This window comes from Kitasatospora sp. NPDC093806, assembly GCF_040683335.1.
Taxonomy (GTDB): domain Bacteria; phylum Actinomycetota; class Actinomycetes; order Streptomycetales; family Streptomycetaceae; genus Kitasatospora.
In genome coordinates this window covers 1-20,379 of record NZ_JBFBDO010000037.1, presented here as the reverse complement: position 1 = coordinate 20,379, position 20,379 = coordinate 1, and the positions used below count along the sequence as shown (strand labels likewise).

The window sequence follows — 20,379 nt, the reverse complement described above, 5'->3', positions numbered from 1 at the left end:
CGGGGTACGGGGGTACCGGCCGGGTACGGGGGTGCCCGGGACGACGGGAGGGTGAGGCCATGGAGGTCGAAATCGCGCAGTTGGTGACGACCGGTGCCAGCACGGTGGTCGGGCTGATGGCCACCGAGGCCTGGACGCAGGCCCGTTCGCGGCTGGCCGCGCTGTTCGGGCGCGGCCGGGACACCGAGGAGGTCACCGCCGAGCTGGAGGAGATCCGGGTCGAGGTGGTCCGGGCGGGCGACGACTCCGAGCTGGTCGACGACTGCACCGGCGAGCTGCGCAACCGGATCCGCCGGCTGCTCCGCGAGGACCCGCAGGCGGCGGACCTGCTCCGGACCGTCCTGGCCGAGTTCGCGACGGCGCAGCCGCAGCCGGGGATCACGGTGTACCAGAGCACCAACACACTGAGCGGCGGCTCGCACGGCACCGTGATCCAGGCCGGTTTCGTCAACGGGCCGCTCCCGGGCGGGCAGTCCGGCCCGTTCGGGCGCCCCGCGGGCTGATCCCGGGCCGGCGCGTCGCCGGGAACCTTGGCCGGACCTTAAGCGGGCCCGATGGAACGCCTAACCCAGGCGCATCATCGGGCCCTTGCGCTGCACACAGGGCTACAGTCCGTCAAAAAGTGGCCCACAACGGGCTATTGCCAGTTGGTCTAGTCCAATCATACGCTCAGCCCAGGGGCCGGCGTGCCGGGTCGGCGGGCCCCTCGGGCAGACGTGTCCGGCACTCCCCCACGCCTCGACCCGGTATCCGGTCAAGGAGTCCCCACCCCATGTCCATGAAGCGAACCGCCCTGTCCGTCGGCGTCATCGGCGCCGCGTTCCTTTCCGTCACGTCGGTCGGCATCGGCGCGGCCGGCGCGCACGGCACCGTCACCAACCCGGTCAGCCGAATCGCGGCGTGCTACGCGGAAGGCCCCGAGAACCCCAAGTCGCAGATCTGCAAGGACCTCGTCGCACTGAGCGGCACCCAGCCGCTGTACGACTGGAACGAGGTCAACATCGCCAACGCCGACGGCCACCACCAGGCGCTGATCCCGGACGGCAAGCTCTGCTCCGCCAACCGCGACAAGTACAAGGCGCTGGACCTGCCGCGCGCCGACTGGCCCGCCAGCCCGGTCACCAGCGGCAAGGTCGACTTCAAGTTCCGGGTCACCGCCCCGCACCAGGGCAACCAGACCATCTACATCACCAAGCAGAGCTGGAACCCGACCCAGCCGCTCAAGTGGTCCGACCTCGACCCGGTGCCGGTCGCCCAGGTGCCGACCAGCCGCACCTCGGACAACGGCTACTACTACTACAGCGGCAACCTGCCGCAGCGCACCGGCCGCCAGCTGCTCTACATGGTCTGGCAGCGCACCGACAGCCCCGAGGCGTTCTACAGCTGCTCCGACATCGACTTCGGCGGCAAGGCGGCCGTGGACGGCGGAGCCGTCCAGGCGCTCGCCGCCCAGGCCCCGGCCGCGCCGAGCGAGGCGCAGATCGCCGCCGGCCAGTCCAAGTCCACCGTCGCCCACCACGGGCACGGCGGCAACGCCGACGAGCCGGCCGGCAAGGTCGTCGCGAGCAACAGCGCGGCGCTCGGCGGCGGCTCGGCCACCGGCCCGCTGCTGCTCACCGGTGCCGCCGCGATCGGCGTCGGCTGGGCCGGCATGGTGCTCCGGCGCCGTCGCGTCGAGGCTGTGCGACACGACGGCTGACCGCCGGAAGCCGGGACCGGACCGTCCCTCCCCCGTACGGTCCGGCCCCGGCCGATTTCCCGCAGGACGGCGGCGGCCCGCCCGGAGTGTTCCGGGCGGGCCGCCGCCGTGCCGTCGTGCGTGAGCCGAGGAGCCGGTCAGGTCTTCGCGGTGCCGGGGCCGCCGTCCTCCGCGCCGCCCGGGAAGCCCGGGATCGCCGGCAGCTTGCCGCTGTAGTCGCCGATGCCCTTGACGATGGTGTCCATCAGCGAGACGTCGGGCGCCTTGGCGGCGATGTCGAAGCCGAAGTGCACCGAGACCAGCGTCTTGCCGTCGGCGGACGGGAAGACCACGGTCTGCACGTAGCCGTCGTTGCCCTTGGCGGCGTCCACCTTCCAGCGGACCAGGTAGCCGTCCCGCCCGTCCACCTTGACCGCCTCGGACTTCAGCTCCTCGTGGGAGTTGATCTCGTTGTACGAGTCCTTGGCCGCCTTCTCGATGTCGGCCTTGGCCGCCGCCTGCGGGTCGGTGCCGCCGCCGGCGATCCGGCCGGTGTTGGCGCCGCCCAGCGAGCAGTTGCCACCGCCCTCGCAGGTGTACGAGCCCACGGTGAGCCCGGCGTAGCCGTCCCGGGTGGTGCCGCCCTCCCAGCCGGCGGGGACGGGCAGGACCAGCCGGTTCACCACGTCCACGGCCCGGTCGCGGTTGCGGCCGGTGCCGTCGCCGCCCTGGCCGTTCCCGTTCCCCTTGCCGTTCCCGTTGCCGTTTCCGTTGCCCTTGCCCTGGCCCTGGCCGCTGTCGCCACTGCCGCCGTTGCCGCCACCGCCGTTGCCCTGGCCGCCCTGGCCGCCGGGACCGCCGAAGTCCGGCAGGCCGCTCCACGGGCCCTCGCCGTACGGGCCGTCGCCGCCCGGGCCGACCGGGAAGGCCGGCCGCGCGGACCGGTGCCGGTCGCCGTGGCCGTCCATCGCCAGGTAGGTGACGCCCGAGCCGACGCCCAGGCCGAGCAGGGCCGCCACGGTCGCCGCGATCACCAGCTTGGACGGCTTGCGGCGCCGCTTCGGGAGCGGCGGCACCGGAGAGCCGTAGGCGGTGCCGAAGGGGGGCGGCTCGGGGTGGCGGACCGACGGCCCGCCCTCCGGCAGCTCTCCCTCCGGCGCCCGGGTCTCGTCGGTCGCGTCCGGCCCCGGAGCCCCGGCCGCCGGGAGCTCCGGCGGCGGCGCGTCCGAGGGTGCGGGCCGGGTGCTGGCCGTCCAGCCCAGCCCGTCCCACCAGCGCTGCGGTCTCGGGTCGCTGGTGATGTCCTTCGGGTCCGGGTACCACCCGGCGGGGATCTGCTCACTCACGACACAGAATCTAAAGGCATCCGGATAAACGCGAAATCAGCGGGACGCCCAATTCCCGGCATTTTCCATGAGATTACGGTGAGAAGGTGATCGGCGGTGATCACCGCCTCGATCGGCAACCGGCGACCGGCCGATTACAGCGGTGTGACGTAGGCGCCGGCGATGCCGCCGTCGACCAGGAACTCGCTCGCCGTGATGAACGAGGAGTCGTCGCTGGCGAGGAAGGCGACCGCGGCCGCGATCTCCTCGGGGCGGGCGAAGCGGCCGAGCGGGATGTGCACCAGCCGGCGAGCCGCCCGTTCCGGGTCCTTGGCGAACAGCTCGCGCAGCAGCGGGGTGTCCACCGGCCCCGGCGACAGCGCGTTCACCCGGATGCCCTCGCGGGCGAACTGCACGCCCAGCTCGCGGGACATCGCCAGCACCCCGCCCTTGGAGGCGGTGTAGGAGATCTGCGAGGTCGCCGCGCCCATCCGGGCCACGAAGCTCGCGGTGTTGATGATCGAGCCGCGCCCGTGCCGGCGCATGTACGGCAGCGCCGCCTTGCAGCAGAGGTAGACCGAGGTCAGGTTGACCTCCTGGACCTTGCGCCAGGCGTCCAGGCCGGTGGTCAGGATCGAGTCGTCCTCCGGCGGCGAGATGCCCGCGTTGTTGAACGCGACGTCCACGCTGCCGTACGTCTCGTAGGCCTCGTCGAACAGCGCCTCCACCATGTACGGGTCGGTGACGTCGGTGTGCACGAAGAGGCCGTCGACCTCCTCGGCGGCCGCCTTGCCGGTGGTCTCGTCGACGTCGGCGCACACCACCTTCGCCCCCTCGGCGGCGAGCCGGCGGGCGGCGGCCAGGCCGATGCCGCTGCCCGCGCCGGTGATCACGGCCGTCCGGCCGACCAGCCGGCGGCAGACCGGGGCCTCGCCCTCGGGGGACTCCGCCTGGTCCTGGGACTTCCGGGCCTTCTGGGTCAACGCGGGCTCCTACTCCTCGGTCCGGATGAAGACGTTCTTGGTCTCGGTGAAGCGCGCCAGCGCCTCCGGCCCCAGCTCCCGGCCCACCCCGGACTCGCCGAAGCCGCCGAACGGCGTCCAGTACCGCACCGAGGAGTGCGAGTTCACCGACAGGTTCCCGGCCGCCACGCCCCGGGCCAGCCGCAGCGCCCGGCCGAGGTCCCGGGTCCAGATCGAGCCGGAGAGGCCGTAGCGGGTGGCGTTGGCCAGCCGCAGCGCGTCCGCCTCGTCCTCGAACGGCAGCACGACCGCGACCGGGCCGAAGATCTCCTCGGTGACCGCCGGGACGTCCGGCCGGGTCGGCGCGAGCACCGTCGGCGGGTACCAGAACCCCGGCCCCGCCGGCACCTCGCCGCGCGCCAGCACCGGCAGCTCGGGCGTCACGTACGAGGCCACCCGGCGGACCTGCGCGGCCGAGATCAGCGGGCCCAGCTGGGTCCGCGGATCGGCCGGGTCCCCGGTGCGGACCGCCGCCACGGCGGGCAGCAGCAGGGCGAGGAAGTCGTCCATCACCTCGCGCTGGACCAGGATCCGGCTGCGCGCGCAGCAGTCCTGGCCGCTGTTGTCGAGGAAGGACATCGGGTCGGCGGCGCCCGCCAGGTCCGCGTCCGCGAAGACGATGCTGGGGCTCTTGCCGCCGAGTTCGAGGGTGACCCGCTTGACCCGGGCCGCGCAGCGGGCCGCGACCTCCTTGCCGACCACCGACGAGCCGGTGAAGACGATCTTGCGCACCGCCGGGTGGTCGACCAGGGCCCGCCCGGTCACCGGCCCGGCCCCCGGCACCACCTGGAACAGGCCCTCCGGCAGCCCGGCCGCGAGGGCGAGCTCGGCCAGCCGCAGAGCGGTCAGCGGGGTCGCCTCGGCGGGCTTCAGCAGCACCGCGTTCCCGGCGGCGAGGGCGGGCGCGAACCCCCAGGCGGCGATCGGCATCGGGAAGTTCCACGGCGCGATCACCCCGACCACGCCGACCGGCTCGTGGAAGGTGACGTCCAGCCCGCCGGCCACCGGGATCTGCCGCCCGGTCAGCCGCTCCACTCCCCCGGCCGCGTACTCCAGGAGGTCCCGGACGTTGCCCGCCTCCCAGGTCGCGTTGCCGGTGGTGTGACCGGCCTCGGCGACCTCCAGCGCGGCCAGCTCGGGGACGTGCACCTCGACCTGGTCGGCGAAGCGCCGCAGCAGCCGGGCCCGCTCGCCCGGGGCGAGGGCGGCCCAGCCCCGCTGCGCTCGGACGGCCCGCCGGACAGCGGCGTCCAGCCGCTCCGGGGTGGTGTCCGGCACGGTGGCGAGGACCTCGCCGGTGGCGGGGTTGCGGACGGTGCAGCCGGCGGGCTCGGCGTCGACGACGGTGGTGGTGCCTGCGGTGGTGCTCACGGTGGTGTCGATGGTGCTCACATCCGCTCGAAGGATCGGTAGCGCTCCCAGTCGGTGATCGCGCTGTCGTAGGCGGCCTGTTCGACCCGGGCCATGTGCAGGTAGTGCTCGACCACGTCGCTCCCGAACGCCGCGCGGGCCAGCTCGCTCGACGCCCACAGGTCGGCCGCCTCGCGCAGCGAACCGGGCACCCGGGCGTACTCCTCGACCGCGTAGGCGTTGCCCAGGCACGGCGCGGGCAGCTCCAGCTTCTGCTGCACCCCGTGCAGACCGGCCGCGATCATGCCGGCCACCGCCAGGTACGGGTTGACGTCCCCACCGGGCACCCGGTTCTCCATCCGCAGCCCCGCGCCGTGGCCCACCACCCGGTAGGCGCACGTCCGGTTGTCCCGCCCCCAGGCCACCGCCGTCGGCGCGAACGAGCCCGGGCGGTAGCGCTTGTAGGAGTTGATGTTCGGCGCGTACAGCAGGGTGAACTCGCGCAGCGCGACCAGCTGCCCGGCCAGGAAGTGCCGCATCGTGTCGGTCATCCGGCCGTCCGCGGCGGCGAAGGCCGGGGCGCCCACCGCGTCCCGCAGCGACAGGTGGATGTGGCAGCTGTTGCCCTCGCGCTGGTCGTACTTGGCCATGAAGGTGAGCGCGCAGCCGAGTTGGGCGGCGATCTCCTTGGCCCCGGTCTTGTAGACGCTGTGCTGGTCGCAGGTGGTGAGCGCGTCCGCGTACCGGAAGGCGATCTCGTGCTGCCCGAGGTTCGCCTCGCCCTTCGCCGACTCCACCACCAGACCGGCCCCGGCCATCTCGGAGCGGATCCGGGACAGCAGCGGCTCCACCCGGGCGGTGCCGAGCAGCGAGTAGTCGACGTTGTAGAGGTTCGCCGGGGTCAGGCCGCGGTAGCCGCCCTGCCAGGCCTGCTCGTAGGTGTCCCGGAAAACCAGGAACTCCAGCTCCGTCCCGATGTCCGCGGCCAGCCCGTGCTCGGCCAGCCGGGCGATCTGACGGCGCAGCAGCTGGCGGGGCGCGGCCGTCACCGGGTGGCCGCCGTGCCCGGCCAGGTCGGCGGTGACCTGGGCGGTGCCCGGCTGCCAGGGGGTCAGCCGGAGGGTGGACAGGTCGGGGCGCATCGCGAAGTCGCCGTACCCCGCCTCCCAGGAGGTCAGGGCGTAGCCGTCCACCGTGTTGAGCTCGATGTCGACGGCCAGCAGGTACTCGCAGGCGTCCGCGCCGTGCTCGGCCACCTCGTCCAGGAAGAACCGGGCGGCGAAGCGCTTGCCCTGGAGCCGGCCCTGCATGTCGGTGAACCCCAGCGCGACGGTGTGGACCTCGCCGGCGTCGACCAGGGCGCGCAGCTCGTCCAGGGTCAGCGGGGCCCGGCGCGGCTCGGTGCCGGGGGCGGTGGTGGGCGCGGCGCCGGGGGCGGCGGTGGGATCGGGCATGACGGACACCCTCCTCCTCGATCACTCAGCGAGATCAAGCGGTCACAGCGAACCGTACGGCCTGCCACTGACAGCGCGGAAGAGGGCGGACGGGTGTGGCGCGCCGATGTGCGAGGTTGGCGGCGTGGCGGGCGGTGCCGGAGGAGAATGCCCGCCATGGATCGCAGGCCTTTTGTCGGCGTCAGCACCTATCTGGTGGACGTGAGTTGGAGCGACTGGCGGAACCGCCGGGTGGCCCTGGTGCCCGAGCGGTACACCGCGTACGTACAGGAATCGGGCGGGATCGCGGTGCTGCTGCCGCCGGACGCCCCCGAACGCGCGCCGGAGGTCCTCGCCCGCCTCGACGCGCTGGTCATCGCGGGCGGACCGGACATCGACCCCGCCTACTACGGGCAGCCGCCGCACCCGCTGAGTGACGTCGACACGGTCGAACGGGACGTCTGGGAGTGCGCGCTGCTGCGGGCGGCGCTGGCGGCCGGGATGCCGCTGCTGGGCATCTGCCGGGGCATGCAGGTGCTCAACGTGGTGTGCGGCGGCACCCTGGTGCAGCACCTGCCGGACGTCGTCGAGGTCGACGTGCACGGCGGGACGCCCGGCAAGTACGGGACGCACCCGGTGCGGCCGGTGCCCGGGACGCTGCTCGGCGGGCTGCTGCCGGAGCCCGAGCTCGACGTGCCGACCTTCCACCACCAGGCGGTGGACCGGCTCGGGACCGGGCTGCGGGTCAGCGCGCACGCACCGGACGGGACGGTGGAGGCGGTCGAGGGGCCGGGCTTCACGCTCGGCGTGCAGTGGCACCCGGAGCAGGGGGACGACCTCCGCGTGATGCAGGCCCTGGTCCGCGCCGCCACGGCGGCCCGGGCGGTGCAACTGGAGCCGGTGGAGGTGGGGTAGCCCCACCCGGGCGAAGGCCGGAGGCCGGGGGCCGGGGAACGGCGGACGGGTGACGGGCCCGTACCTACCGCCCCGCGCAGTTCCCCGCGCCCCTGGTGGGGCCCGCCCATGCTGTGCGGGCCCCACACCCCCGAGCCGGGACGAGGCCCCCGCCCCGACGGACCCCACCCATCCTGTGCGGGCCCCACACGCCTGATGGATGAACGAAGCGGGGTGGAGACCGGGTGGGGGCCTTCGTGGTGGGGTCAGGCGGGGATCGGGGTGGGGAGGTGGGTGGCGGCGGTGAGGAGGGCGGGGAGCATGCGGGCGGCGTGGTCGGCGTAGCCCTGGGCGGTGGGGTGGACCCCGTCCGGGCCGAGCAGGCGGTCGGCGTGGTCGCGGAACTCCGGGCCGGAGGAGGGTGCCAGCGGTGTGCCGGTGCGTTCCGCGGCGCGGGTCTGGCGGCGGGCGAGGCGGCGGGAGCGGGGCGCGCCGAGCAGGCGGACGGGGGCGCGGAAGCCGGGGGCGTAGCCGGGGTTGGGGCAGGGGACGACGACCGGGTGCCAGCCGGTCTCGCGGAGCCGTTGCAGTAACAGCGCGAAGCGCCGCCCGGCCCGGCCGACCGGGAGCGGCAGCAGGACGTCGTTGCCGCCGACGATCAGGACCGCGATGCCCGGCCGGAGCCGTTCGGCCCGCGTCACCTGGTGCCGCAGGGCCGCCGTGGTGGCGCCGACCCGGGCGTGGACGCGCAGGTCGACCGGCCGGTCGAGGTGCTCGCCGAGGGCCTGGGCGAGGCGGGCGCCGAGGGTCTCCTCGGGGCGGCCGGCGCCGAGGCTGCGGGCGAGCGAGTCGCCGAGCATGAGCAGGGTGAGCGGCCGGTGGTCGGCGGGTTCGGGCGGTCCGTAGCGGCCGTCGGCGGGCGGGACGGACCAGTCGGCGGGCGGGCGGCTCATCAGCAGCCCGCTGTACAGCCGGGCGGCGGCGAGCCGTGCCCGGGCGAGCGGCCGACGGGAGGGGCGGGAGGGGAAGGAGGCCGGGGCGGCGGGCATGACGGGGCTCCGGGGAGAGGGAGGGAGAAGGGGTGAGGGCCAGCGTCAGGCGGCGGTGAGGACGACCGCCGCGTTCTGGCCGCCGAAGCCGCTGGAGACCGAGAGCGCGGCGTGCAGCGCGAGGCGGCGCGGCACCTTGGCGACCACGTCGAGGCCGAGCGCCCCGTCCGGTCGGTCGAGGTTGGCGGTGGGCGGGATCAGCCCGTGCTGGAGGGTGAGCACGGTGACCGCCGCCTCGATCGCCCCGGCGCCGCCCATGGCGTGGCCGATCACGCTCTTGACGGCGGTGACCGGCGGCGGCCGGTGGAAGACCCGGTGCAGGGCCGCCGCCTCCGCCGTGTCGTTGAGCCGGGTGCCGGTGCCGTGCGCGTTGACGTGGCCGATGTCGTGCGGGGCGAGTCCGGCGTCGGCGAGCGCCGCCTCGACCGCGCGGGCCAGGCCGTCGCCCTCGGGGTGGGGGGCGGTGAAGTGGTGGGCGTCGGCGGTGGAGCCGTGGCCGACCAGGTAGGCGCGTGGGCGGACGCCGCGCGCCCGGGCGTGCGCGACCCGTTCCAGGACCAGGACGCCCGCGCCCTCGCCGAGGACGAAGCCGTCCCGGTCGGCGTCGAACGGGCGGGAGGCACCGGCCGGGTCGTGCCGGCGCCGGGAGAGCGCGCCGAGCCGGTCGAAGGCGGTGGAGATCATCGGGGCGCGGCCGCTGTCGGTGCCGCCGGCCAGCACGAGGTCGCAGCTGCCCGCGCGGAGCAGGTCGCAGGCCAGGGCGAGGGCGGTGGTGCCGGAGGCGCAGGCGGTGCTGGTGGTGAGGTTGGGGCCGCGCGCGCCGAGGTCGAGGCCGACCTCGCCGGCCGCCATGTTGGGGATGGAGCGGGGCAGCATCAGCGGGGAGACCCGGTCGGCCCGGCCGTCGGCGAGCCGGGCGTACTCGGTCTCGTAGGTGTGGGTGCTGTTGGCGCTGACGCCGAGCACCACGCCGACCCGGCACCCGTCCCACTCCGCCGGGTCGAGCCGGGCGTCGGCGACGGCCTCGCGGGCCGCCAGGACGGCGAGTTGGGAGAACCGGTCGAGGCGCCGGGCGAGCCGGCCGCCGAGCCGGGCGGGTGCGTCGAAGTCCTCGGCCTGGCAGGAGAAGTCGACGGTCAGCCCGGTGAGCCGGGGGTCGGTGCGGGCGGTCGGCGTGCCGTCGAGCAGGCGCGCCCAGCTCGCCGCCGTGCCGAAGCCGGCCGGGGTGACCAGACCGAGTCCGGTGACGGCCACCGCCCGGCCGGGCTTCGCGTGCGTGCTCAACTGACGGTGCCCGCGATCAGCTTGGCATCGGTCAGGTGGGCGTCGCTCTGGTTGGCATCGGTCAGCTTGGCGTCGGCGTGGGCGGCCAGGTCGCCGAGGGTGGACTCGGGGCGGATGTCGCTGACGGTGACGCCGATCCGCTCCTCGACCAGCAGCGAGAGTTCGACCAGGGCGAGGCTGTCGAGCTCCAGCGAGGCGAGCGTGGCGCCGGGCGTCACCACGGCGGCGGAGACGTCGAACTCCTGGACCAGGCAGTCGCGCAGGACGGTGAAGGTGTCGGACACGGGAGGCCCTTTCGGTTCTTCGCTTCGGGGACGGACGAACGGTGGTGCGGTTCAGTCGAGTCGGGGTTGGCTCTCGGCTTCCAGGCGGGGTTCGGATCCGGGGCCGGCCTCGGGCACGGGCACGGGCTCGCGGCCGGGCAGCCGGAGCCAGGCGAGCAGCACGGCGAGCGCCGCGACGGCCCCGCCGACCTGGGCGGCGGCGGTCAGGCCGTCGGTGAACGCGGCCCGGTCGCCGGGCGGCGCGTCGGCCGCGGTGGTCGCCAGGACGGAGCCGAGCACCGCCACCCCGAGGGTCGAACCGACCTGCCGGGTGGCGTCGTTGAGGGCCGAGCCGACGCCGGCCATGGCGGCCGGGACGGCGCTCATCACGAGTTCGGTGGCGACCGGCGCCAGCAGTCCGGCGCCGAGCCCGGAGACCGCCTCGAAGGCGAACAGCGGCGCGTCCCCCGACTCCACACCGAGACCCGCCAGTTGGACGAATCCGACGGCGATCAGCAGCTGTCCGGCGGCGGCCGGGACGCGGGCGCCGGCGTGCCGGGCGACCACCGGTCCGAGCACGGCGCCGACGGCCAGGCCCAGCGAGAGCGGCACCATCCGCAGTCCGGCCTGCCAGGCGGAGAGGCCGCGCACCTGCTGCAGGTAGAGGGTGAGCAGGAACATCGCCCCGAACATCGCGAAGGACATCAGCGCCAGGCAGAGGGTGGCCGGCCAGACCGGTCCCCCGCGCAGCAACCGGACCGGCACCATCGCTTCCTCGCAACGGAATTGGCGGCGGGCGAAGAGGGCGAACAGCACCCCGGCGACGGCCAGGGCGGCGAGCACGGCCGGACTGGTCCAGCCCCGGCCGGGCGCCTCGATGATGCCCCAGACCAGGGCGAGCAGGGCGGCGCAGGAGAGCGGCACGCCGAGCCGGTCCAGCGGACGGGCCCCGGGGTCGCGGGACTCCGGCACCACCGGGGTGACGGCCAGCAGCACCGCCACCACGGGGAGGTTGAGCCAGAACGCGGCCTGCCAGCCGTGCCGTTCCACCAGCCAGCCGCCGACCACCGGACCGAACAGGGCGCCGACGCCGGCCACCGCCGCCCAGATGCCGATCGCCCGCCGCCGGTCGTCCGGCGCGCGCAGGACGTGCACCACGGTGGAGAGGGTGGCGGGCATGAACAGCGCCGCGCCGAGGCCCATCGCACAGCGGGCGGCGACGAGTTCGGCCGGGTCGCGGCCGAGCGCGCCGGCCACCGAGGCGAGCGAGCAGAGGACGAGTCCGGCGGCGAAGGCGCGCCGCCGGCCGTAGCGGTCGCCGAGGGCGCCGGCGGCGAGCACGCAGCCGCCGAGGGCGAGTGCGTAGCCGTCGACGATCCACTGGGTCTCGGCGAGGGTGGGGCCGAGGTCGGCGCGCAGGCCGGGGATCGCCACGTTGAGGACGGTGAAGTCCAGCCCGAGCAGGAAGAGCGCGGCGCAGACGACGGCCACCGCCGCCCAGGCCCGCCGTCGCCCGACCGGTGCGGGATCCGGGCCGCCGGTGGGAGCCGCGGCTTCGGTGGGAGCGGGAGCTTCGGCGGGAGCGGTGGCCCCGGTGGGGGCCTCGGCGGGGCCGGGCGGCGTGGCGGGGCCGGGTGCCTCGGCGGTCGTGGGGTGCACGCGGGCCTCAGACCGGCAGCCGGAGCGGCTCGTCACGCCGCCGGAAGCCGATCCGGTACAGCGTGGCGGCGCCGCGCAGGAAGGTGACCTCGCAGGCCCGCAGGTACCGCCGGTAGCGGTGGTAGCCGTCCGGGCCGACCAGTTCCTCCGCCGCCGCGCGGGCCCGCAGCAGCCGGGCGGACCAGGCGGCCAGGGTGCGCGCGTAGTCCTCGGCGGAGGCGCGGACGGTGGTGACGGCGAAGTACGGGTCACTGGCGAGGACGATCTCGCCCAGCCGGGGCAGCACCGCGCCGGGGAAGATCTCGGCGGCGACGAAGGAGCCGACCGGGCCGTCCCCGCCGGCCACCCCGTCATAGGCGATGGTCTGCAGCGACATCCGGGCGCCGGGGCGCAGCCAGCCGTGGCAGCGTTCGAAGTAGGCGCGGTAGGCGGCGAGCCGACCGGCGGCGTCGAGGTCGGCGGTGGCGAAGTGTTCGAAGGCGCCGACGGAGACGATGCCGTCGTAGGGCCGCTCGGGGTGGTGCCGGTCCCAGCCCTCCAGGCGGACGTCGACGCCGGGCAGGCCGAGGGAGCGGACGTGGGCGTGCTGGGCGCGGGAGAGGGTGAGCCCGGTGGCCTCGGCGGCCCGGCCGGTGCGGACGGCGTGGGCGAGCAGGCCGCCCCAGCCGCAGCCGACGTCGAGCAGCCGCAGTCCGGTACTGGGGGTCGAGGCGGTGCCGCCGGTGCCGGGACGGGGCGCCCCGGCCAGGTCGAGGTGCAGGTCGAGCTTGGCGCGCTGGGCGCGGGGCAGGGCGGTGGTGTGGGGTTCGGCGGGGTCGATGCCGTCCCAGACGGCGGCGGAGTAGGTGCGCGTCTCGTCGAGCCAGAGGGCGTAGAACTCGTTGCCGAGGTCGTAGTGGAACTCGATGTCGGCGGCGCTGGTGCCGATGCCGACGGTGGTGGCGGTCATGCCTCTCCTGCTCTTGGGGGGCGGGTCGCGATGGCGTGCCGGGTGGCGCCCGGCGGCGCCGGTCAGGCGGTGGCGGCCCGTTCGCGGCGGGCGGCGCGGACGGCGAGCGCCTGTTCGCGGCGTTCGACGAACCGGGCGGCGCGGGCGTCCAGCCGGGCGAGGTGGTCGGCGAGCCGTTCGCGGGCCTGTTCGCCGGCCGGGCCGAGGCCGGTGAGCTCGAACACCCCGAGGGCGCGGAGCAGCGGGACGAGCACCTCGTCGTGGTGGACCCGCAGGTCGTAGACGCCGGCCACGGCGATCTCACCGGCCAGCCGGGCGTACCCGGGCATGCCCTGGCCGGGCATGGCGAACGCGCGGACGGTGGCATCGAGCCGGGTGAGCACCTGGCCGGGGGCCAGCTCCAGGGCCGCGCGGAGCAGTTCGCGGTAGAAGACCATGTGCAGGTTCTCGTCCTGGGCGACCCGGGCGAGCAGCCGGTCGCAGACCGGGTCGCCGCTGAGCCGGCCGGTGTTGCGGTGGCTGACCCGGGTGGCGAGTTCCTGGACGGCGGCGTAGCAGACGACGCCGAGCGCGCCGGTCGGTTCGGGGACGGCGCCGGTGGCGACCTGGGCCATCCGGGCGCGTTCGAGGGCGATCGGGTCGACGGCGCGGGAGGCGTGCAGGTAGGCGCGGATGGCGCAGGCGTGCCGGTCCTCCTCGGCGGTCCAGTGGTGCAGCCAGGCGCCCCAGGCGCCGTCGCGGGAGGTCTGGGCGCCGATGGTCCAGTGGTAGCCGGGGAGGTTGTCCTCGGTGAGCAGGTTGACGACGAGGGCGGAGCGGACGGCCGGGGCGAGCGTGGAGTGCTCGGGCCGCCAGGGCTCGCCGTCGAGCGGGCCGTCGAAGTCGCGGCCGAGGCTCCACGGCACGTACTGGTGCGGGAACCACTCGCGCGCCGTCGCGAGATGACGGTTCATCAGCACCTCGACGATGGGCTCCAGTTCGGCGAGCCAGTGGACGGCTCCGGCCGTGTCGATCTTCACGGGCGTCGATCGTGGCGCAGGCGCACGGGGGCGCGCAAACCGGCTTCACTCGGTCGGGTGAGCCCCTTTCGCGTGGTTCACGCCGGTGGCGGTGAGGTCGCGCCGGAGCTCACGCCGGCGACCGGACGGCCGCCCGCGCGGGGGTGGCGGGCACACGCGCGGGGTCGACGGACGCTCGCGCGGCCACGGCCGTCACGCCGGGGGCAGTCCGGCCGCCGTGGCGAGCACGCCCGCCACCCCGGCCGCCAGCAGCGCGAGCACCACCCCGCGCCGGGCGGCGACCAGCCAGAGCAGCGCCCCGGCCAGCACGCCCCACTGCCAGCCGTACCCGAGCGCGGCCGCGAGCGGCAGCGCCGAACCGGCGATGGCGCCGATCACGGCCGGTCCGGCGCCGGTGAGGAAGTCCTGCACCCGCCGGTCCGCCCGCAGCCGGTCGAAGTGGCGGCCGCCGAGGATCACGAACAGGAAGGACGGCGCGAAGGCGACCGCCGCCGCGAGCAGCCCGCCGGCGATCCCGGCGGCCGCGTAGCCGACCACGGCCACGGTCTGGACCACCGGCCCGGGGGTGACCTGGCCGAGGGCGACGGCGTTGAGGAACTGTCCGTCGGTCATCCAGTGGTAGCGGTTGACCGCGTCGTCCCGCATCAGCGGGATGATCACGAATCCGCCCCCGTACGAGAGCGCCCCCACCTTGAACGCCACCCAGGCCACCGCGGCGAGCCCGCCGAGCGCGGGCAGCCCGGCGGCCAGCGGCAGGGCGGCGGACCGGCGCGCCTTCCGCCCCGGCCCGCCGTCCATGTCCCGGCGGCCCCGGGCACGGACCGCCACCTCGGCCAGTCCCGCCGCGATCAGCACCAGGACCAGCCAGGGCCCGGTGAGGACCGCCGCGCCGGCGCCGGCCAGCGCGTACCCCGCCCACCGGGCGCGGGCGGCCCGGCTCCGGCCCGCCCGGGTGAAGCTGCCGGGGATCAGCGAGGTGGCGGCCTGCACGGCGACCGCCGGGACGGCCGCCCCGGCGCCGGCGGCCGCGCCGAGCACCCAGAGCGGCGGGTCGCCGGCCAGGAAGAGGACGGCGAGGGCGAGGATCAGCGCCAGTCCGGGGGCGATGAAGCAGACTCCCCCGACCAGCGCGCCCGGGGTGCCGCGCAGCCGCCAGGCGGTGAGGATGGCGAGCTGGGTGGAGGCCGGACCGGGGAGCAGGTTGGTGGCCGCGATGCCGTCCTCGAACTCCGCCGGGGTCAGCCAGCGCCGCCGTTCCACGCAGAGCCGGCGCAGCAGCAGGATGTGCGCGGGCGGTCCGCCGAAGCCGGTGACCCCGATCCGGCCCCATTCGCGGGCGATCGTCCCCAGGCTCACCCGTCCGGTCGGCTCCATGCGCGTCTCCCCTGTTCAGCGGCGGCGTGACGATACCCGACGGGGGTTACGGCCCGGCGGCGGCGACGGCAATGACAACGGTCTCCAATGCAGCCTTTGGATCTTCGTTCGATCTGCGGTTCACTTTCGAGTGCGGGGCCGTCGTGCGCTCCGCCCCTTACCCCCGTGCGTTCAGGAGCTCCAGGAGAGGACTTCGATGGTCGGCCACGAGCACTCCCACGATGATCATGAGCATGACCACAAGCCGGGCAAAAGCCACAACCACGGCCACAGCCATGGCGGGCACTCACACGGCGGCCACGGCGGCCACTCGCACGGCGTCGCCGCCGACGCGGACCGCCGCTGGCTGCTCAGCGCCCTCGCACTGATCGTGGTGTTCATGGCCGGCGAGGTGGTGGTCGGCTTCGCCGCCCAGTCGCTGGCCCTGATCTCGGACGCCGCGCACATGCTCACCGACGCCGCGTCGATCGTCCTCGCCCTGATCGCCATGCGGCTCTCCGCCCGCCCGGCGCGCGGCGGCTACACCTACGGCCTCAAGCGCGCCGAGATCCTCTCCGCCCAGGCCAACGGGGTGACCCTGCTCGTCCTCTCGGCCTGGCTCGGCTACGAGGCGATCACCCGGCTGTTCGAGCCGCCGGAGGTGACCGGCTCGCTGGTCCTGATCACCGCGCTGATCGGCATCGTCGTCAACCTGGCCGCCACCTGGTGCATGTCCAAGGCCAACCGCAGCTCGCTGAACGTCGAGGGCGCCTTCCAGCACGTGCTCACCGACCTGTACGCGTTCATCGCGACCGCCGTGGCCGGCGTGATCGTGGTGACCACCGGCTTCGCGCGGGCCGACTCGATCGCCTCGCTGATCGTGGTGGCGCTGATGCTGAAGGCCGGCATCGGCCTGGTCCGGGACTCCGGGCGGATCTTCCTGGAGGCCGCCCCGGCCGGCGTCGACCCGGACGCGGTGGCGGACCGGCTGGTCGCCCAGCCGCTCGTCGAGGAGATCCACGACCTGCACATCTGGGAGATCACCTCGAACCAGCCGGCGCTCTCCGCGCACATCCTGGTCACCCCCGGCGGCGACTGCCACGCCGTCCGGCGCGAACTCCAGCGCCGGCTCGCCGACGAGTACGGCATCACCCACAGCACCCTCCAGGTCGACCACGTCGGCGAGGACGAGGCGGGCGCGCTGCTCCAGATCACCACCCCTGGCGACCTCACCCCCGAACACTGCGCCGACGCCCACGGCCCCGTCCACCGCGCCGGCCCGCACGAGCACTGACCGCGTTCCCTGTCCGCCCGGTACGGCATGATCGGAGGCGTGACCGCACCCCGCCTGATGCTGCTCGACTCCGCCAGCCTCTACTTCCGGGCCTACTACGGCGTGCCGGACACCCTGCGGTCCCCGCAGGGTGAGCCGGTCAACGCCGTCCGGGGCCTGCTCGACTTCATCGCCCGGCTCGTCCAGGACCACCGGCCCGACCAGCTGGTCGCCTGCATGGACGCCGACTGGCGCCCGCAGTGGCGGGTGGACCTCATCCCCTCCTACAAGACCCACCGGGTCGCCGAGGCCGCCGAGGACGGCGAGGAGGAGGTGCCGGACACCCTCGCCCCGCAGGTCCCGGTGATCGAGCAGGTCCTGGACGCGCTCGGCATCGCCCGGATCGGCTCCCCCGGCTACGAGGCGGACGACGTGATCGGCACCCTCACCGCCCGCGCCACCGGCCCGGTCCAGATCGTCACCGGCGACCGCGACCTCTTCCAGCTGGTGGACGACGCCCGCGCGATCACCGTGCTCTACCCGGTCAAGGGGATGGGCAACCTGCAGGTCACCGACGACGCGCTGCTGCTGGAGAAGTACGGCGTGCGCGGCGCCCAATACGCCGACCTGGCCGCCCTGCGCGGGGACGCCAGCGACGGCCTGCCCGGCGTCAAGGGCATCGGCGAGAAGACGGCGGCCCAGCTGATCCACGAGTACGGCGAGCTGGCCGACATCCGGGCCGCCGCGCTCGACCCGGCGTCCAAGCTCACCCCGGCCCGCCGCCGGAACATCGTCGAGGCCGCCCCCTACCTCGACGTCGCCCCGACCGTGGTCCGGGTCGCCGCCGACATCCCGATCCCCGCCTTCGATGCCACACTCCCCACCGAGCCGCTGGACCCGATGACCCTGGAGTCCCTGGCCACCCGCTGGAACCTCGGCACCTCCCTGGAGCGGGTCCTGGAGTCCCTCTCCGCCTGAGCCTCACCCCTCTTTCGGGCCCGTCGCGCACGCCGCGACGGGCCCTTTGCTTTGCTCTGCCATGAACTCTTGACCGCAATCTACTTTGCGATGCAAAGTGTGTGCACTGACACGACGTCACGAGGGGTGGAACATGGACACACTGCACCGGGACGACCCGGCCGGACTGCTCGCCGCCACCGAGGGACTACGCGCCCGGGCCCGCACCCGGCTGCGCGGCGCGGGCGTCCCGCTGCTCGGCTTCGGCCTGCTCGCCCTGGCGGCGGTGCCGATCGCCGGGCAGGCCTACAACTTCGGCGCCAACGGGCGGAGCATCACCTCGTACCCGTACTTCGCCTACTCGGAGTACATCGATCTCTGCGTCTCCCACAGCATGGACGGCCCGTGCCAGCGGGGTGACTTCGACGGTGCGATCCTGCGCTTCCTCGGCTGGGGGATCTGGTTCGCGCTGCTCCCGCTGGCCTGGTTCGCCCTGGCCCGCTGGTACCGGCGGCGCGGCGAGGCCCGCGGCATCGTCCCGCACCGCAACGCCTGGCTCAGCAGCACGGCCATCGCCACGGTCCTGGTCATCGCCGTCGTGCTCACGCTGGTCTTCGCCCACCGGGTGCCGTTCTCGCTCTCCATACTCGGGAACGACTACGCCTCCCCCTGGTACGTGGTCGGCGTCGGCCTGCTCGTCCTCGGCCTGACCGAACGCAGCCCGCTGGTGGCCGGCACCGGCCTCGTCCACACCGTGCTGCTCACCCTCTACCTGGGGGCCGACTGGGACAGCGGCTGGCTGCCGTGGCTCGGCCGCTCCGGCAGCGGCTGGCTCGACGGCCCGCAGCCGAAGGCGCTGGTGCTCGCCGCCCTCCTGCTCGCCGCCGGCCTGGCCCAGTGGACCGCGGAACGCCGCACGCCCGCCGCATCCCGTACGGTCACCCCATGAGCACTGCGGACGAGACCGAGGAGCGGCACCCGACCCTGGCCCTGGACGACACCGTCCACCAGCGGGTCCGGCTCGGCATCCTGGCCATCGCCCGCGAGGCCGAGAGCGTCGAGTTCGCCTTCCTCAAGCAGGAGCTGGGCCTGACCGACGGCAACCTCTCGCGCCACCTCAAGGTCCTGGAGGAGTCCGGCCTGGTCGCCGTCAACAAGGGCTACGCCGGCCGCCGCCCCCGCACCTGGATCACCCTCACCCCCAACGGCGCCCACGCCCTAGACCACGAACTCCGCGCCCTCCGCGCCCTCGTCCACCGCCTAGAAGCCGCCGGCCCGCCCCCGGCCACGGAGTAGGAGGAACCGGGAACCGAACGGTGGCGGCCCCTCGCTTCTGCGAGGGGCCGCCGCCGTTCACCTCCACTGCACAGGAAGTCGGACGGGCCGACTTCCTGTGCAGTAGAGATGCACTAATGGGCGTGATGGTCGAACTCACCGGCCTTGGCACCCCGAAGGAACCGGGCAAAACCAGCAGGGGTGGTGCGGATGACGATGTCACCGTCATCGGACTCGCGGACTTCGACCATCCCGTCCATGGTCCGGACCTCCACGCAGTTCTCACTCGAGCTGCTGAAGGAAGACTTCCGCCAGTTGCGCTGATGCATTTCGGTCCTCACAGGTCTCGGGCCGTCCGAACGATCAGCTCGCGTGATTCCTCATCGGTGAGCGCGGCCTTCTCGATGCGGTCGAAGATGGCACGGTAGGAGCCGAGTTCGCTCGGCGCGTCGAAGAAGAACGGGCCGCGCGAGGACTCCATTTCGACGGTATCAAGCTCCGGAACCTCGCCGAAGCTGTAGATGATGCTCTCGATCGGCCCCGGATGGGTGTCCACGCTGAAGGGGATCACGCGGATGCTTATGTTGTCCCTGAGCGAGTCATCGACCAGACAGTCGAGCTGCTGCCGCAGTACGGCGGTGCCGCCGAAGCGTGTGACCAGGCAGGACTCGTGGAGGTATGCCTCCAGCTTCCTCTGAGGATTCCGGAGGAGGATGTTCCTCCGCTGCGTCCGGAAGGCGGTCCGCAGATCGACCTCTTGAACGGTGAGCGGCGGGATCGTCCGACCGAACATCCCCTTCGCATAGTCGCCGGTCTGCAGGAGCCCCGGCAGGAATGCGCACGTCCACACCTTGATCGGTCCTGCGGCGAAATCCTCATGCTCCGCGGATTCGAGGAAGGGGCTGGGGAGCAGGCCGCGGTACTCCTCCCACCATCCTTTCGTCCGATCCTGCGTCATGTTGCCCAACGCGTCGATCAGGGGATCGTTGAGGCACTTGCAGGCGTTGGCGATGGCGCGCAGACGCTGACGACTGACTCCGATCCGGCCGGACTCCATCTGGCTGATCTGGCTCACGTCGATGTCGAGGATCCTGGCGAGTTGCGGACCGCCGAGCGTGGCAGCCTCGCGAATCCTCCGCAGCTCGGCACCGAGCCGGCGTTGCCTCAGGGATGGGTGACGGCGTGGCGGCATGCGTTCGTTTCCTCACGTGGATGGGGCCAAGTCTGCCCTCTGGCAGGCGGATCGGTCCATCGATCTTCTCGGCTTCCCACTTGGGAGTGATGTTTGAGTGCATGAGTATCACATAGGGAACTCTTGCTGTAGCGTCGGCCTCAGTCGCGATCCGACGGATCGTCAGCACGGACTGTTTGCCGGGCGGTAGGCACCTACCGCCTCTCACGCCGCAGGGCACCGACCTGCGGCGACGCGTCTCCCTCCATCCCTCCCCCGCCTCTTCCTCGGAGGTTTCTCATGCGCGCCCCCAACCCGCCCGACTGGACCGCCGCCCGCAGCGAGCTGCGGGCGGCCCACTCCCACGCCAGCAGGCCGCAGGACAACATACACCACGCCGAACACCCCCACCACGAGCACAACTA

20 protein-coding genes are annotated in these 20,379 nt (G+C 74.0%); 7 read left to right on the top strand and 13 right to left on the bottom strand.

The annotated features are described in order from the left end of the window. The first annotated feature begins 59 nt into the window (after window positions 1-59). Together AB0N76_RS19355 and AB0N76_RS19350 are read left to right on the top strand one after the other, a co-directional pair. Entirely contained in the window at window positions 60-503 is a 444-nt protein-coding gene (locus AB0N76_RS19355) for a hypothetical protein (protein ID WP_363558684.1), read from the top strand. A 269-nt stretch (window positions 504-772) separates the two neighbouring features. Then, window positions 773-1,699 (top strand): lytic polysaccharide monooxygenase, encoded by a 927-nt coding sequence (locus AB0N76_RS19350; protein ID WP_363558683.1) that lies wholly within the window; start codon window positions 773-775, stop codon window positions 1,697-1,699. A gap of 137 nt (window positions 1,700-1,836) precedes the next feature. Here AB0N76_RS19350 and AB0N76_RS19345 read toward each other — a convergent pair whose 3' ends face one another. From AB0N76_RS19345 to AB0N76_RS19330, 4 genes are all read right to left on the bottom strand, one after another. After that, entirely contained in the window at window positions 1,837-3,024 is a 1,188-nt protein-coding gene (locus tag AB0N76_RS19345; RefSeq protein ID WP_363558682.1) for a DUF2510 domain-containing protein, read from the bottom strand. A 134-nt stretch (window positions 3,025-3,158) separates the two neighbouring features. After that, entirely contained in the window at window positions 3,159-3,986 is an 828-nt protein-coding gene (locus tag AB0N76_RS19340; RefSeq protein WP_363558681.1) for a 3-oxoacyl-ACP reductase, read from the bottom strand. Between the two features lie 9 nt (window positions 3,987-3,995). Next, window positions 3,996-5,396 (bottom strand): aldehyde dehydrogenase family protein, encoded by a 1,401-nt coding sequence (locus tag AB0N76_RS19335; protein WP_363558680.1) that lies wholly within the window; start codon window positions 5,394-5,396, stop codon window positions 3,996-3,998. Between the two features lie 17 nt (window positions 5,397-5,413). Further along, window positions 5,414-6,829 carry a glutamine synthetase family protein gene (locus AB0N76_RS19330; RefSeq protein ID WP_363558679.1) on the bottom strand — a complete coding sequence of 472 codons (1,416 nt, stop codon included), beginning with the start codon at window positions 6,827-6,829 and terminating at the stop codon, window positions 5,414-5,416. Between the two features lie 156 nt (window positions 6,830-6,985). On the opposite strand from AB0N76_RS19330, the gene AB0N76_RS19325 reads away from it, so the two are divergent. Beyond that, window positions 6,986-7,723, top strand: coding sequence for a gamma-glutamyl-gamma-aminobutyrate hydrolase family protein (locus AB0N76_RS19325; RefSeq protein WP_363558678.1), 738 nt, complete (start codon window positions 6,986-6,988; stop codon window positions 7,721-7,723). A 245-nt stretch (window positions 7,724-7,968) separates the two neighbouring features. Here AB0N76_RS19325 and AB0N76_RS19320 read toward each other — a convergent pair whose 3' ends face one another. The 7 genes from AB0N76_RS19320 to chrA all read right to left on the bottom strand — a co-directional run bounded on the left by AB0N76_RS19320 (window position 7,969) and on the right by chrA (window position 15,299). Beyond that, window positions 7,969-8,751 carry an SGNH/GDSL hydrolase family protein gene (locus tag AB0N76_RS19320; protein WP_363558677.1) on the bottom strand — a complete coding sequence of 261 codons (783 nt, stop codon included), beginning with the start codon at window positions 8,749-8,751 and terminating at the stop codon, window positions 7,969-7,971. A gap of 45 nt (window positions 8,752-8,796) precedes the next feature. Further along, a complete protein-coding gene (locus tag AB0N76_RS19315) occupies window positions 8,797-10,035 on the bottom strand; it encodes a beta-ketoacyl-[acyl-carrier-protein] synthase family protein (RefSeq protein WP_363558676.1) in 1,239 nt (412 codons plus the stop codon). Continuing rightward, a complete protein-coding gene (locus tag AB0N76_RS19310; RefSeq protein WP_363558675.1) occupies window positions 10,032-10,319 on the bottom strand; it encodes an acyl carrier protein in 288 nt (95 codons plus the stop codon). Before AB0N76_RS19310 ends, AB0N76_RS19315 begins: the two co-directional genes overlap by 4 nt. A gap of 51 nt (window positions 10,320-10,370) precedes the next feature. After that, a complete protein-coding gene (locus AB0N76_RS19305) occupies window positions 10,371-11,957 on the bottom strand; it encodes an MFS transporter (RefSeq protein WP_363558674.1) in 1,587 nt (528 codons plus the stop codon). A gap of 7 nt (window positions 11,958-11,964) precedes the next feature. Continuing rightward, window positions 11,965-12,906 (bottom strand): class I SAM-dependent methyltransferase, encoded by a 942-nt coding sequence (locus tag AB0N76_RS19300; protein WP_363558673.1) that lies wholly within the window; start codon window positions 12,904-12,906, stop codon window positions 11,965-11,967. A gap of 62 nt (window positions 12,907-12,968) precedes the next feature. After that, the gene (locus AB0N76_RS19295) at window positions 12,969-13,925 is read right to left on the bottom strand and encodes an acyl-ACP desaturase (RefSeq protein WP_363558672.1); all 957 of its coding nucleotides are present in this window, start codon (window positions 13,923-13,925) and stop codon (window positions 12,969-12,971) included. Window positions 13,926-14,117: 192 nt separating this feature from the next. Further along, the gene (chrA, locus tag AB0N76_RS19290; protein WP_363558671.1) at window positions 14,118-15,299 is read right to left on the bottom strand and encodes a chromate efflux transporter; all 1,182 of its coding nucleotides are present in this window, start codon (window positions 15,297-15,299) and stop codon (window positions 14,118-14,120) included. Window positions 15,300-15,495: 196 nt separating this feature from the next. Between chrA and AB0N76_RS19285 the strand changes: the two genes are divergently transcribed. From AB0N76_RS19285 to AB0N76_RS19270, 4 genes are all read left to right on the top strand, one after another. Next, entirely contained in the window at window positions 15,496-16,572 is a 1,077-nt protein-coding gene (locus tag AB0N76_RS19285) for a cation diffusion facilitator family transporter (RefSeq protein WP_363558669.1), read from the top strand. 57 nt (window positions 16,573-16,629) lie between these two features. Next, the gene (locus tag AB0N76_RS19280; protein WP_363558726.1) at window positions 16,630-17,529 is read left to right on the top strand and encodes a 5'-3' exonuclease; all 900 of its coding nucleotides are present in this window, start codon (window positions 16,630-16,632) and stop codon (window positions 17,527-17,529) included. A gap of 133 nt (window positions 17,530-17,662) precedes the next feature. Further along, window positions 17,663-18,457, top strand: coding sequence for a hypothetical protein (locus AB0N76_RS19275; protein WP_363558667.1), 795 nt, complete (start codon window positions 17,663-17,665; stop codon window positions 18,455-18,457). Next, window positions 18,454-18,804, top strand: coding sequence for a transcriptional regulator (locus AB0N76_RS19270; protein ID WP_363558665.1), 351 nt, complete (start codon window positions 18,454-18,456; stop codon window positions 18,802-18,804). Before AB0N76_RS19275 ends, AB0N76_RS19270 begins: the two co-directional genes overlap by 4 nt. Window positions 18,805-18,917: 113 nt before the next feature. Here the strand turns inward: AB0N76_RS19270 and AB0N76_RS19265 are convergent, their stop codons facing one another. Together AB0N76_RS19265 and AB0N76_RS19260 are read right to left on the bottom strand one after the other, a co-directional pair. Then, complete coding sequence (locus AB0N76_RS19265; protein WP_363558663.1) at window positions 18,918-19,112, bottom strand: DUF397 domain-containing protein; 195 nt, start codon at window positions 19,110-19,112, stop codon at window positions 18,918-18,920. An 8-nt stretch (window positions 19,113-19,120) separates the two neighbouring features. Continuing rightward, window positions 19,121-19,975, bottom strand: coding sequence for a helix-turn-helix transcriptional regulator (locus tag AB0N76_RS19260; RefSeq protein ID WP_363558661.1), 855 nt, complete (start codon window positions 19,973-19,975; stop codon window positions 19,121-19,123). Window positions 19,976-20,379: the final 404 nt, after the last annotated feature.

Bases quoted from the DNA above. Each gene is read 5' to 3' on its own strand.
- AB0N76_RS19355 (WP_363558684.1), top strand. From the start codon at position 60: ATGGAGGTCGAAATCGCGCAGTTGGTGACGACCGGTGCCAGCACGGTG.
- AB0N76_RS19300 (WP_363558673.1), bottom strand. From the start codon at position 12,906: ATGACCGCCACCACCGTCGGCATCGGCACCAGCGCCGCCGACATCGAG.
- AB0N76_RS19270 (WP_363558665.1), top strand. From the start codon at position 18,454: ATGAGCACTGCGGACGAGACCGAGGAGCGGCACCCGACCCTGGCCCTG.
- AB0N76_RS19285 (WP_363558669.1), top strand. From the start codon at position 15,496: ATGGTCGGCCACGAGCACTCCCACGATGATCATGAGCATGACCACAAG.
- AB0N76_RS19350 (WP_363558683.1), top strand. From the start codon at position 773: ATGTCCATGAAGCGAACCGCCCTGTCCGTCGGCGTCATCGGCGCCGCG.
- AB0N76_RS19325 (WP_363558678.1), top strand. From the start codon at position 6,986: ATGGATCGCAGGCCTTTTGTCGGCGTCAGCACCTATCTGGTGGACGTG.
- chrA (WP_363558671.1), bottom strand. From the start codon at position 15,299: ATGGAGCCGACCGGACGGGTGAGCCTGGGGACGATCGCCCGCGAATGG.
- AB0N76_RS19330 (WP_363558679.1), bottom strand. From the start codon at position 6,829: ATGCCCGATCCCACCGCCGCCCCCGGCGCCGCGCCCACCACCGCCCCC.
- AB0N76_RS19320 (WP_363558677.1), bottom strand. From the start codon at position 8,751: ATGCCCGCCGCCCCGGCCTCCTTCCCCTCCCGCCCCTCCCGTCGGCCG.
- AB0N76_RS19260 (WP_363558661.1), bottom strand. From the start codon at position 19,975: ATGCCGCCACGCCGTCACCCATCCCTGAGGCAACGCCGGCTCGGTGCC.
- AB0N76_RS19275 (WP_363558667.1), top strand. From the start codon at position 17,663: ATGGACACACTGCACCGGGACGACCCGGCCGGACTGCTCGCCGCCACC.
- AB0N76_RS19280 (WP_363558726.1), top strand. From the start codon at position 16,630: ATGCTGCTCGACTCCGCCAGCCTCTACTTCCGGGCCTACTACGGCGTG.
- AB0N76_RS19265 (WP_363558663.1), bottom strand. From the start codon at position 19,112: ATGCATCAGCGCAACTGGCGGAAGTCTTCCTTCAGCAGCTCGAGTGAG.